Origin of the sequence: Streptomyces sp. NRRL F-5122 (genome assembly GCF_001507435.1) — a bacterium.
GTDB lineage: Bacteria > Actinomycetota > Actinomycetes > Streptomycetales > Streptomycetaceae > Streptomyces > Streptomyces lannensis.
The window spans coordinates 1-11,838 of record NZ_LMWH01000241.1 but is presented as its reverse complement, the minus strand read 5'-3'; the positions used below and the strand labels follow the sequence as shown (position 1 = coordinate 11,838).

Annotated in this window: 12 protein-coding genes; 7 read left to right on the top strand and 5 right to left on the bottom strand. The window is 71.6% G+C overall.

The window, feature by feature from the left end:
• The first annotated feature begins 63 nt into the window (after positions 1-63).
• Positions 64-1,752: a phenylacetic acid degradation protein PaaN gene (gene paaN / locus ADL25_RS26570; protein WP_059130358.1), complete on the top strand. Its 1,689-nt coding sequence runs from the start codon at positions 64-66 to the stop codon at positions 1,750-1,752.
• 6 nt (positions 1,753-1,758) lie between these two features.
• On the opposite strand, the gene ADL25_RS26565 is transcribed toward paaN, so the two are convergent.
• From ADL25_RS26565 to ADL25_RS48315, 3 genes are all read right to left on the bottom strand, one after another.
• A complete protein-coding gene (locus ADL25_RS26565; RefSeq protein WP_059130357.1) occupies positions 1,759-2,529 on the bottom strand; it encodes a TrmH family RNA methyltransferase in 771 nt (256 codons plus the stop codon).
• Positions 2,530-2,793: 264 nt separating this feature from the next.
• Positions 2,794-4,020, bottom strand: a complete 1,227-nt coding sequence (locus ADL25_RS26560) for an HTTM domain-containing protein (protein ID WP_059130356.1) — start codon at positions 4,018-4,020, stop codon at positions 2,794-2,796.
• On the bottom strand, positions 4,020-4,874 hold the full coding sequence (locus tag ADL25_RS48315; protein WP_234381055.1) for a DUF5819 family protein: 855 nt from the start codon (positions 4,872-4,874) through the stop codon (positions 4,020-4,022). The genes ADL25_RS26560 and ADL25_RS48315 overlap by 1 nt, the downstream gene beginning before the upstream one ends.
• A 561-nt stretch (positions 4,875-5,435) precedes the next feature.
• On the opposite strand from ADL25_RS48315, the gene paaA reads away from it, so the two are divergent.
• From paaA to ADL25_RS26525, 6 genes are all read left to right on the top strand, one after another.
• Entirely contained in the window at positions 5,436-6,437 is a 1,002-nt protein-coding gene (gene paaA, locus ADL25_RS26550) for a 1,2-phenylacetyl-CoA epoxidase subunit PaaA (protein ID WP_059130451.1), read from the top strand.
• Entirely contained in the window at positions 6,434-6,721 is a 288-nt protein-coding gene (gene paaB, locus ADL25_RS26545; protein ID WP_059130355.1) for a 1,2-phenylacetyl-CoA epoxidase subunit PaaB, read from the top strand. The genes paaA and paaB overlap by 4 nt, the downstream gene beginning before the upstream one ends.
• Positions 6,718-7,437: a 1,2-phenylacetyl-CoA epoxidase subunit PaaC gene (paaC, locus tag ADL25_RS26540; protein ID WP_059130354.1), complete on the top strand. Its 720-nt coding sequence runs from the start codon at positions 6,718-6,720 to the stop codon at positions 7,435-7,437. The genes paaB and paaC overlap by 4 nt, the downstream gene beginning before the upstream one ends.
• Positions 7,431-7,973 carry a 1,2-phenylacetyl-CoA epoxidase subunit PaaD gene (gene paaD / locus ADL25_RS26535; RefSeq protein WP_059130353.1) on the top strand — a complete coding sequence of 181 codons (543 nt, stop codon included), beginning with the start codon at positions 7,431-7,433 and terminating at the stop codon, positions 7,971-7,973. The genes paaC and paaD overlap by 7 nt, the downstream gene beginning before the upstream one ends.
• Positions 7,973-9,037 (top strand): 2Fe-2S iron-sulfur cluster-binding protein, encoded by a 1,065-nt coding sequence (locus ADL25_RS26530; protein WP_059130352.1) that lies wholly within the window; start codon positions 7,973-7,975, stop codon positions 9,035-9,037. The genes paaD and ADL25_RS26530 overlap by 1 nt, the downstream gene beginning before the upstream one ends.
• Before the next feature lie 136 nt (positions 9,038-9,173).
• On the top strand, positions 9,174-10,313 hold the full coding sequence (locus ADL25_RS26525; protein ID WP_059130351.1) for an acyl-CoA dehydrogenase family protein: 1,140 nt from the start codon (positions 9,174-9,176) through the stop codon (positions 10,311-10,313).
• A gap of 36 nt (positions 10,314-10,349) precedes the next feature.
• On the opposite strand, the gene ADL25_RS26520 is transcribed toward ADL25_RS26525, so the two are convergent.
• Both ADL25_RS26520 and ADL25_RS26515 read right to left on the bottom strand, forming a co-directional pair.
• Positions 10,350-10,679, bottom strand: a complete 330-nt coding sequence (locus ADL25_RS26520; RefSeq protein ID WP_059130350.1) for a rhodanese-like domain-containing protein — start codon at positions 10,677-10,679, stop codon at positions 10,350-10,352.
• A gap of 140 nt (positions 10,680-10,819) precedes the next feature.
• Positions 10,820-11,713 carry a hypothetical protein gene (locus ADL25_RS26515; RefSeq protein WP_059130349.1) on the bottom strand — a complete coding sequence of 298 codons (894 nt, stop codon included), beginning with the start codon at positions 11,711-11,713 and terminating at the stop codon, positions 10,820-10,822.
• Positions 11,714-11,838 lie beyond the last annotated feature (125 nt).

Here is an 11,838-nt window from a genome sequence, read left to right as displayed (position 1 = left end):
CGCCTGTTCCTGCCCAGGTCATGAGTTCAAGGAAGAGCTCGAGAGACGAGGAGTTGGTCCCGCATGGCCGCCGAACTCACCGCGCACCAGCTGATCGCCCAGCACCGGCCCACCCTCGACCAGACGCTGGAAGCGATCCGCACGCGCGCGTACTGGTCCCCGCACCCCGAGCACCCCAAGGCCTACGGCGAGGGCGACAGCCTGGACGCGGCCGGCAAGGCCGCCTTCGACGCCCTCCTGGGCACCCGCCTCGACCTCGGCCAGCCCGGCACGGACGACTGGGCGGGCGACGAAGTGTCGCCGTACGGGATCGAGTTGGGGATCACCTACCCCCACGCCGACATCGACGCCCTGCTGCCCGCCATGCACGCGGGCCAGAAGGCCTGGCGCGACGCGGGCGCCGAGATGCGCGCGATGGTGTGCCTGGAGATCCTCAAGCGCATCAGCGACCGGACGCACGAGTTCGCGCACGCGGTCATGCACACCAGCGGCCAGGCGTTCATGATGGCGTTCCAGGCCGGCGGGCCCCACGCGCAGGACCGCGGCCTCGAAGCGGTCGCCTACGCCTACGTGGAGCAGATCCGCACCCCGGACACCGCGGAGTGGACCAAGCCCCAGGGCAAGCGCGACCCGCTGGCGCTCACCAAGACGTTCAAGCCGGTCCCGCGCGGCATCGCACTGGTCATCGGCTGCAACACCTTCCCGACGTGGAACGGCTACCCGGGTCTGTTCGCCTCCCTGGCCACGGGCAACGCGGTCCTGGTCAAGCCCCACCCGCGAGCGGTGCTGCCGCTCGCGCTCACCGTGCAGGTCGCTCGGCAGGTGCTCGCCGAGGCGGGCTTCGACCCGAACCTGGTGGCCCTGGCCACCGAGCGCCCCGGCGAGGGCATCGCCAAGACGCTCGCGGTGCGCCCGGAGATCCGGATCATCGACTACACGGGCTCCACGGCGTTCGGCGACTGGCTCGAGGCCAACGCCCGTCAGGCGCAGGTCTACACGGAGAAGGCCGGCGTCAACACGGTGCTCGTGGAGTCGACGGACGACTACAAGGGGATGCTGTCGAACCTGGCGTTCTCGCTGTCGCTGTACAGCGGCCAGATGTGCACCACCCCGCAGAACCTGCTGATCCCCCGGGACGGCATCACCACCGACGAGGGCCCGAAGTCGTACGACGAGGTGGTCGCCGATCTCGCACGGTCGGTGGACGGCCTGCTCGGCGACGACGCCCGCGCGAACGCCCTGCTCGGAGCGATCGTGAACCCCGACGTCAAGGCCCGCCTGGAGGCGGCGGCCGGGCTCGGCGAGGTCGCGCTGGCCTCGCGGGAGATCGTCAACCCGGAGTTCCCGGGCGCGGTCGTCCGCACACCGGTGATCGTGAAGCTGGACGGTGCCAAGCCGGACGCGGAGGCCGCCTACATGAGCGAGTGCTTCGGCCCGGTCGCCTTCGCCGTCGCCGTCGACTCGGCCGCGGACGCGGTGGATCTGCTGCGGCGCACCATCCGGGACAAGGGCGCCATGACCGTCGGCGCGTACACCACCTCCGAGGAGGTCGAGCAGGCCGTCGAGGAGACCTGTCTGGAGGAGTGCGCGCAGCTCTCGCTGAACCTGACCGGCGGGGTGTACGTCAACCAGACGGCCGCCTTCTCCGACTTCCACGGCTCGGGCGGCAACCCCGCTGCAAACGCCGCCCTGTGCGACGGCGCATTCGTGGCGAACCGCTTCCGCGTGGTGGAGGTGCGCAGGGAGGCGTAGGCCGCCTCAGGCGGGTGCGCCCCCAGTGGCGCTCCAGTGGTACAGCGTCATGGCCACACTGGTCGCGAGGTTGTAGCTGGAGACCTGGGGGCGCATCGGCAGGGCCACCAGGTGGTCCGTGCGGGCGCGCAGCTCGGCGGACAGGCCGGTGCGTTCGGAGCCGAACGCGAGGACGGCGTCGTCGGGGAGCTTCAGTCCGCGGATGTCCTCGCCCTCCGGGTCCAGCGCGAACAGCGGGCCCGGCGGCAGCTCGGCCACGGTCAGCCGCTCCACCGCGGTAGCGAAGTGCAGCCCGGCCCCACCGCGGACCACCGTCGGATGCCACGGGTCGAGGGTGCCCGTCGTGACCACCCCGGTCGCGCCGAAGCCGGCCGCGAGCCGGATCACCGCGCCCGTGTTGCCCAGGTTGCGCGGATTGTCGAGAGCGATCACGGGCGCGCTGCGGCCGGGGCGAGCGAGGGCCTCCAGGTTGGCCTCGCGCGAGGGACGCTCGGCGAGGGCGGCGACCCCGGTGGGATGCGGACGGGGCACCAGGCTCCGGTACGCGTCCTCGGGGATCTCCGTCAGAAGCGTCTCCAGGGTGACGCGCACATCGGGGGCCAGTTCGTCGGCGAGGGCGAGCGCCGCGCCCCGGTCGGTGGTGACGGCCACCCGGACGTGCGCGTGGAACCGCACCGCGTGCTTGAGCGCGTGGAAGCCGTCGAGGAGCACGGAGGTATCGGCGAGCCGGTGCCAGGTGCTCAGCGGGGCGGCGGTGCCGCGGGCCGGATCCGTCATGCCGTGCAGCCTACGTGCGGCGCCGGCCGGACCGCCCCCGCGCGGACAACAGCCGCCCGGCCGGACGGCGGGCGTGAACTGTGCGGCCCGGACCGCAGGACCCGTTCGTGGCACCCGAGCGTTACAGCCCTCTCGTGCCGCCCGATGCGTACGGCCCGTTCGTGGCGACCGCGCCGTAGGACCCCATCGTGCTGTCCGGGCCGTGCGCCTCGGGAGGCACGCCCCGGACAGGCGCACCGTGGCACCGGAGCGTCGATGCGCGGCTCACGCCCTCGAACCGGCGGGTGTGTGCTCGGCCGTCTCCCCGGTCGGCGGAGCCTCCTTCCGCGGTCCGGGCAGAACGAGACGGGCAAGGCCTCCGCGAACGAACCGTCCGCGCACGCGAGCCGCCTCCGCGCCCACCCGGCGCAGGAAGGACGTCGGAAGGAACACGGCGTCGGCCGCGATCATCGCGAGCGAGAAGAAGGGCAGCCCCAGCACCACGGCGATCACCGCGTGCTCGGTCATCATGGCCGCCAGCAGGACGTTCTTCGCCCGCCGGTTGAGCAGGGTGAACGGGAAGGCGACCTGCACGGCGACCGTTCCGTACGTCACCAGCAGCACGATCACGCCGTACGAGGACATCAGATCGGACAGGGCGGGCCAGGGCGTGAAGTAGTCCAGATGGAGCGGGTAGTAGACCGCGGTGCCGTCCTGCCAGCGTGAACCCTGGATCTTGTACCAGCCGGCGGTCGAGTAGATCAGACACGCCTCGGCCGTGATCACGAACAGGGCCGCGTTGTGGACGGCGTTGGCGACGACGTCCAGCAGGATGCGCGACTGGGAGTGCGGGGCGCGCCTGCCCACGTACCACCACAGACCGTGCACGGTCCACAGCACCCAGAACAGGACGACCCAGCCGACGCCGAGGAAGCCCGCGCCCGTCACCACGGCCAGCGCGAGGCCGACCACACACCACAGAACGGGGCCCGCCCGGTCGGGCGCCGGGAACTCGCCGCGCGCGCGTGCCGCCCGGGCCCGCCGTGCGCGCCGCTCGTCCAGGGACCACACCTGCCCGCAGCGCGCGAACACCAGGTATATCGCCATCAGATGGATGACGTTGTCGCCGCCGTCACCCACGAAGACACTGCGGTTCTGCAGCGACAGCACGCCGATCATGAACAGCACGGACATCGAGCGGGTACGCCAGCCGACCAGCAGCAGGGCGCTCGAGAGCAGCGCGAAGACGTAGACGGTCCCGAACCATACCTGGCTGCCGGACCACGTCAGGACGGTGAAGGCGTGGTTGTCCGCGACGAGCTGCCGGGCCATGTCCAGGCTCCACGGCGCGTTCGGCCCGTACATCTCCTGCCGGTGGGGGAACTCCCGCAGCAGGAAGAGCAGCCAGGTGCCCGCGAAACCGATACGGACGACCGCCGTCTGGTAGGGGCCGAGGGCGGCCTCGGAGACGCGGCCGATACCGCGCGAGACGGCAAGAGCGAACCGGCTCATCAGGCGTTCACCCCCGACTGCTCGCTCTCCGGCACCGGCCACCAGGGCAGCTCACGGTAGACGGGCGTCCTGGACACCTTCTCGCCGCTCCATCGGGGAGGCGGCACATTGGTGGTACTGGAGCGGACCTGGACCCGTGCGAAGGAGTCCCCGCGGCCGAGCGCGTGCTCACGGCCGAGGCGCATCACGACCAGGCGGCGCAGATAGTCCTCGGACAGGGCGCCGCGCAGTCCCGAGGGCCGGTTCGCGGTGTCGTGCGCGCCGAGGTAGAAGTCCCAGGCGCGGCGCAGTTCGTTCTGCTGGCTGTGGCTCGGCAGCGGATTGCCGTGGATGGCGGCGCCGTCGAGTGCGGACAGGTCGTACCAGCCGGTCGTCCGTACACCGCCGTCCGCGGTGAGCACCTCGGCGCGGACCTGGACGTCGATGTTCTGCTGCAGCGGGTTCGGGGCGAACAGCTTCCAGTTCTGCTCGAACTCGGGATAGATCCAGTCGTCGATCGCCCTGCCGTGCTTCTTGGTAAGGGTGTTCGAGGGCGCGACGTGCAGGAACACCATCCCGACGTGCACACAGGCGGCGACTGCGACGACCGCGAGCGCCAGAGCGGCGGCTATCTGGTACCGCAGGGAGAGGGCCGCCAGGCCGCGGCGAGGCGCGACCGGAATCACGCCGCCGGGATCCGCGACAGGGGCGGGCGGCGGTCCGTGCGGATCGGTGGCCTCCGGAACGGGGCCACCCCTTTCCATGAGCCGGGCAACCTCGCCCGTCCCGTCCGGGCCTGCACCGTCCGGGCCCGAAGCACCTACGTCCCCGCCCGCACCGCCGGAGGCCGGACCGCTCTCGCCCGCAGCGTCCACGGCCTTGCCCGCCCCGCCCGGAGCCGCACCGCCCGGGCCCGAAGCGCCTACGTCCCCGCCCGCACCGCCGGAGGCCGGACCGCTCTCGCCCGCAGCATCCGCGACCTTGCCCGCCCCGCCCGGAGCCGCACCGCCCGGGCCCGGAGCAGGTGCGACGTCGTCCGCCGGCGGATCCTCCCGCTCGTCCCGCGCGACGCCCACGGGCAGGCGGGACACCGGGTCGTCGGAATCGCCCGGCCGGTCCTCCGGCTTCTCCTCGTACGTGTCCATCCCGCCCCGTCTTTCGAGCCTCGCCTGCCTCGACGCCCTACCGCGCACACCAGGACCGTCCGGCAGCTGCCGTCACCACCACGGACCGCATCACCCGTCCGCAGCACGGCGCCGTACGTGCACCGGAACGGTACTCAGACCCACCCGTACCGCACACCCCAATGGACACAGCGGCCGCACCACGGCTCGGAGGTTGTCCACAGCAGTTGACACCCTACGGCGCCTCGGCCCACCATTGAATTCGACGGACCGAACGATCGGTCGGGAGACGGAATGGTCGAGGGGGACCGCATGGCGACAGCAGCAGCGCACCGGACGGCCCACGCGGACGGCGCGGCGCAGGAGGACACATCGGCCTTCCAGGCCGCCTTCGACGCCGCCGTGGCCGCCGAGGAGCGCATCGAGCCGCGTGACTGGATGCCCGACGCCTACCGGGCCACCCTGGTCCGGCAGATCGCCCAGCACGCGCACTCCGAGATCATCGGCATGCAGCCGGAGGCCAACTGGATCACCCGCGCCCCCTCCCTGCGCCGCAAGGCGATCCTGATGGCCAAGGTCCAGGACGAGGCGGGCCACGGCCTGTACCTGTACAGCGCGGCGGAGACGCTCGGCACCGGCCGGGACGAGCTGCTGGACAAGCTGCACACCGGTCGGCAGAAGTACTCCTCGATCTTCAACTACCCCACCCTGACATGGGCGGACGTCGGCGCCATCGGCTGGCTCGTGGACGGCGCCGCGATCACCAACCAGGTGCCCCTGTGCCGCTGCTCCTACGGCCCGTACGCGCGCGCCATGGTCCGCATCTGCAAGGAGGAGTCCTTCCACCAGCGTCAGGGCTACGAGCTGCTGCTCTCCCTCAGCCGGGGAACCGCCGAGCAGCACGCGATGGCCCAGGACGCGGTGGACCGCTGGTGGTGGCCGTCCCTGATGATGTTCGGCCCGCCCGACGACGAGTCGGCGCACTCCGCGCAGTCGATGGCATGGAAGATCAAGCGGCACTCGAACGACGAGCTGCGCCAGCGCTTCGTGGACATCTGCGTCCCCCAGGCCGAATCCCTGGGCCTCACGCTCCCCGACCCGGCTCTCGTCTGGAACGAGGAGCGGGGCCACCACGACTTCGGCCCCATCGACTGGACGGAGTTCCATGACGTCCTCAAGGGCAACGGCCCCTGCAACGACCAGCGGATAGCGCGGCGCAGGCAGGCACACGACGAAGGCGCATGGGTACGAGAGGCGGCCGCGGCCCACGCGGCGAAGCACGGCAACGCCGGGACGGGAGCGACGCACGCATGACGAACACCGACTGGCCCCTGTGGGAGGTCTTCGTGCGCTCGCGCCGCGGCCTCTCACACACCCACGCCGGCAGCCTGCACGCCCCGGACGCCGAACTGGCCCTGCGCAACGCACGCGATCTCTACACCCGGCGGGGCGAGGGCGTCTCGATCTGGGTCGTCCCGTCGTCCGCCATCACGGCCTCCTCGCCGGACGAGAAGGACCCCTTCTTCGAGCCGGCCGCCGACAAGCCGTACCGGCACCCGACGTTCTACGACATCCCGGAAGGGGTGAAGCACCTGTGACCGCCACCGTGCACACATCGGCCGCGCTGGCCCTCGGCGACGACGCCCTGGTGCTCTCACACCGCCTGGGGGAGTGGGCCGGGCTCGCACCCGTGCTCGAAGAGGAGGTCGCCCTCGCCAACATCGCCCTGGACCTGCTCGGCCAGGCCCGGGTGCTGTTGTCGATGGTGGGCAACGAGGACGAGCTCGCCTACCTCCGCGAGGAGCGCGCCTTCCGCAATCTGCAGCTGGTGGAGCAGCCCAACGGCGACTTCGCGCACACCATCGCCCGCCAGCTGTACTTCTCCACCTACCAGCGACTCCTCTACGGTCGGCTGGCCGAGGTCCAGGGCGAGTTCGCCGGCCTCGCGGCCAAGGCGGTCAAGGAGGTCGCCTACCACCAGGACCACGCCGAGCAGTGGACGCTGCGGCTCGGCGACGGCACGGACCTCAGCCATGAGCGGATGTCACGCGCCTGCGAGTCGCTGTGGCGGTTCACGGGTGAGATGTTCCTCCCGCTCGAGGGCGTGGACGTCGACTGGACGGGCATGAAGGACGCCTGGCTGGAATCGGTGAGTGACGTACTGCACCGGGCCACCCTGGAGGTCCCGCAGGGACCGCAGTCCGGCGCGTGGACCGCCGGCGCGGGGCGGCAGGGCCTGCACACCGAATCCTTCGGGCGGATGCTCGCCGAGATGCAGCATCTGCACCGCAGCCACCCGGGTGCGACATGGTGACGACCACGGCTCTCGAGGAGGAACTGCGCCGGCTGGCCGGCTCGGTCCCCGACCCGGAGCTGCCCGTGCTCACCCTGGAGGAACTGGGCGTCCTGCGGGCCGTCCACGCCCGCGGCACGGACACGGTGGAGGTCGAGCTGACCCCCACCTACACCGGATGCCCCGCCATCGAGGCGATGTCCCTGGACATAGAGCGGGTCCTGCACTCCCACGGTGTACGGGACGTCGTCGTCCGCACGGTACTCGCCCCCGCCTGGTCCACCGACGACATCACCGACGAAGGCCGCCGCAAGCTGCGGGAGTTCGGGATAGCGCCCCCACGGCGGCACCGCGAGGCATCCGGCCCGGTGGATGTCCGGCTGGGCCCGACGCGTACGGCAGCCGAGGCGCCCCACGCGGAGGACGAGCCCGTGCGCTGCCCGCACTGCGGATCCTCCGAGACCGAACTGCTCAGCCGTTTCTCCTCCACCGCGTGCAAGGCACTGCGCCGCTGCCTGGACTGTCGCGAACCGTTCGACCACTTCAAGGAGTTGTGATGGCCCGGTTCCACCCGCTCCCGGTGGCCGCGGTCGACCGGCTGACCGACGACTCCGTGGCACTGACGTTCTCCGTGCCGCCCGCCCTGCGCGAGGAGTACCGGCACGCCCCCGGCCAGCACCTGGCCCTGCGCCGGACCGTCGACGGCACGGACGTGCGCCGCACCTACTCGATCTGCTCTCCCGCCCCGGCACCGGACGGCGCGGGCCCGAGCACACTGCGGGTCGGAGTACGCCTGGTCGACGGAGGGGCCTTCTCCACGTACGCGCTCAAGGAGATCGCCGTCGGCGACGAGCTCGAGGTGATGACCCCGGCGGGCCGGTTCACTCTGGATCCCGCACCCGGGCTGTACGCGGCTGTGGTGGGCGGCAGCGGGATCACACCGGTGCTGTCGATCGTGACAACCCTGCTGACACGGGAGCCCGGGGCACGGTTCTGCCTCATACGCAGCGACCGGACGTCCGCCTCCACGATGTTCCTGGAGGAGGTCGCCGACCTCAAGGACCGCTTCCCCGCGCGGTTCCAGCTGGTCACGGTGCTCTCCCGGGAGGAGCAGCAGGCGGGCCTGCCGACCGGGCGGCTGGACCAGGAGCGGCTGTCCGGGCTGCTGCCGGCACTGCTGCCGATCGAGGAGGTGGCCGGCTGGTTCCTGTGCGGGCCGTTCGGGCTGGTGCAGTCGGCGGAGCGGGCGCTTCGCGGGCTCGGGGTGGCGCGGACGCGCATCCACGAGGAGATCTTCCATGTGGACGCCGGGGCCCTGGTCGCGCCGCCCGTGCCCGCGCCCGCGCACAGCACGGTGACCGCCCGGCTCGACGGACGCGGCGGAAGCTGGCCCGTGCAGGACGGCGAATCGCTGCTGGAGACGGTGCTGCGCAACCGCCCCGACGCCCCCTACGCCTGCAAGGGCGGGGTGTGCGGGACCTGCCGTGCCTTCCTGGTCTCCGGCGAGGTGCGCATGGACCGCAACTTCGCACTGGAGCCGGAGGAGACGGAGGCGGGCTATGTACTGGCCTGCCAGTCCCACCCGGTCACGGAGAAGGTGGAGCTCGACTTCGACCGATGAGCGGCGCTGAGCCCCGGCACGCATGAGCGGCGGCGCCGTCCCCGACGGCGGTGCGGTGCCCGGCCGTTCCCTTCTTCTAGAACCTGTTCTATCTTGACGCACCGTCAGGGAACCGGATGCGCCGGAAGGACAGGCCGTGGACTTCACCTTCAGCGAGGAGCAGCAGGCGGCGCTCGAAGCGGCTCGGGCCGTGTTCGCCCGGGTCGCACCGGACGACGTACCCAGTCCCGCACTCACCACGGGCGCCGTCGCCGACGACTTCGACCGCGCCCTGTGGAAGCGGCTCGCGGACGCCGACCTGCTGAGCCTGCTGCTGGACCCCGAGCACGGCGGAGCGGGCCTCGACCCGATCGCCCTCTGCCTGGTACTGCGAGAGTCGGCGAAGGTCCTGGCCCGCATACCGCTGCTGGAGGGCACGGCCGCTGCCAGGACCCTCCAGGCCTACGGCAGCCCGGAGTTGAAGGCGGACATGCTCGCCCGGGCAGGTCGCGGAGAACAGGTCCTCACCGTCGCCGCACACGGCCGCACCGGCCACGACCCGGCCGAACTCGCCGTGGTCGCACGACAGGACACGGACGGCACCTGGGTGCTGGACGGAATCCACACAACGGTCCCCTGGGCGTACAACGCCGACGCCGTCCTCCTGCCCGCACACACCGAAGACTCCGGCCGAGCCCTCCTCGCCCTGGTGCCACGGCTGCACAAAGGCGTCGTACTGGCCGAACAGTTCTCCACCACGGGAGAAAGGCTTGCGGAACTACGGCTCGAATCCGCGCGGCTCGCACCGCACTACATGATCGACGCCGAAGAGGCCTGGGAGTCGCTGCGACTGCTGCTGACCACCGGGACGTGCGCGCTCGCGCTCGGCCTCGGCGAAGCCGTGCTGGCGATGACAAGCACGTACACGGGCAAGCGCGAGCAGTTCGGCCACCCGGTCGCCACGTTCCAGGCTGTCGCCGTACAGGCCGCCGACCGGTACATCGACCTGCGCGCCATGGAGGCCACACTGTGGCAGGCCGCATGGCGGATCAACTCCGGGGCGGCGGGCGCACTGCCGGCGTCGGCAGACGTGGCGGTCGCGAAGATCTGGGCTTCCGAGGGCGTACGACGGGTGGTGCAGACCGCCCAGCACCTGCACGGAGGCTTCGGCGCCGACACCGACTACCCGCTGCACCGCTACCACGCGTGGGCCAAGCACCTGGAACTCTCGCTCGGCCCGGCGGCCGCCCACGAGGAAACACTCGGCGACCTGCTCGCGGCACATCCGCTGGGATGAACCGCGGCACGCTCCGGCGCGGGCCGCAGGCCCGATCTACAGCACGAAGCCCGACTCGCCCTTGGCGTCCACAAGGGGACGGCCCGCGGCCGCCCAGACCTGCATACCGCCGTCGACGTTCACCGCGTCGACGCCCTGCTGGACCAGGTACATCGCGACCTGAGCCGAACGGCCACCGGAGCGGCAGATCACATGGACCCTGCCGTCCTGCGGCGCCGCCTCCGTGAACTCTCCGTACCGTGCGACGAACTCGCTGAGGGGGATGTGCAGCGCCCCCTCGGCGTGACCCGCCTGCCACTCGTCGTCCTCACGGACGTCCAGCAGGAAGTCGCCGTCCTTGAGGTCCGTGACCTCGACCGTGGGCACACCAGCTCCGAAATGCATGCTTCGACGCTACCCGACGCCGGCCCAAGGCCGCCTCGGCCCCGACCGCCGGTACCGTGAGCGACCGGCCGTGCACAGCCGATCACCTCACGGCCGCCGCTACACGGCTTTTCGCGGCCGGTTCAGCCGCGCAGCGCCTCCAGCTCGGCTTCCTTCTGTGCCGCCTGGGCCAGCAGCTGTTCCGCGATGTCGTCGAGGAGACGATCGGGATCGTCGGAAGCGAGTCGGAGCATCGAGCCGATCGCGCTCTCCTCCAGCTCCCGAGCCACAAGCGTGAGCATCTCCTTGCGCTGCGAAAGCCACTCGAGGCGCGCATAGAGCTCCTCGCTGCGGCTCGGCCTGCGCTCCGGAGGGACTGGGCCGGCCGCCCACTCCGCGGACAGCTCCCGCAGCACGGCCTCGTCGCCGCGGGCGTAGGCGGCGTTGACCCGGGTGATGAACTCCTCACGCCGCTTGCGCTCGCCGTCGTCCTGGGCGAGGTCGGGGTGAGCCTTGCGGGCGAGCTCACGAAAGAGCTTGCGGGCCTCCTCGCTGGGGCGGACACGCTGCGGTGGCCGCACGGGCCGGTCCGTCAGCATGGCCTCCGCCTCCGGGAACAGCCCCTCCTCGGAGTCCAACCAGCCGTGGAACAGTTCCTCCACGCCAGGCATCGGCATGACCTGGGCACGCGCCTCCTGGGCGCGGCGAATGTCCTCGGGATCACCGGTACGGGCGGCCCGCGTCTCCGCGATCTCCGCCTCCAGCTCGTCGAGGCGCGTGTACATCGGGCCGAGCTTCTGGTGGTGCAGCCGCGAGAAGTTCTCGACCTCGACCCGGAACGTCTCCACGGCGATCTCGAACTCGATCAACGCCTGCTCGGCAGCCCGCACGGCCCGCTCCAGCCGCTCCTCGGGCCGCGCACCGCCCTCGGCAGCGTCCTCACCTGGGCCCGCGGCCTCCCCGGATCCGGCGCCCTCGGCAACCGGCTCCTCGGCATCGGACAGCGACTGGCTCTGCTCGGCTTCGGGCGTCGTCACCGAACCAGCGTAAGACACGTCCGCGGGCGCGCTTCCCGCTCCGGCGAAGTCCTGGGGCGTCGGGGATCGGGGGCGCCCGGGGATGGCTCGGGCTTGGGGGGCCTCCCCCCTCCCCCCGCCCCAGG

Bases quoted from the DNA above. Each gene is read 5' to 3' on its own strand.
- paaA (WP_059130451.1), top strand. From the start codon at position 5,436: ATGGCGACAGCAGCAGCGCACCGGACGGCCCACGCGGACGGCGCGGCG.
- ADL25_RS26565 (WP_059130357.1), bottom strand. From the start codon at position 2,529: ATGACGGATCCGGCCCGCGGCACCGCCGCCCCGCTGAGCACCTGGCAC.
- paaN (WP_059130358.1), top strand. From the start codon at position 64: ATGGCCGCCGAACTCACCGCGCACCAGCTGATCGCCCAGCACCGGCCC.
- paaB (WP_059130355.1), top strand. From the start codon at position 6,434: ATGACGAACACCGACTGGCCCCTGTGGGAGGTCTTCGTGCGCTCGCGC.
- ADL25_RS26560 (WP_059130356.1), bottom strand. From the start codon at position 4,020: ATGAGCCGGTTCGCTCTTGCCGTCTCGCGCGGTATCGGCCGCGTCTCC.
- paaD (WP_059130353.1), top strand. From the start codon at position 7,431: ATGGTGACGACCACGGCTCTCGAGGAGGAACTGCGCCGGCTGGCCGGC.
- ADL25_RS26530 (WP_059130352.1), top strand. From the start codon at position 7,973: ATGGCCCGGTTCCACCCGCTCCCGGTGGCCGCGGTCGACCGGCTGACC.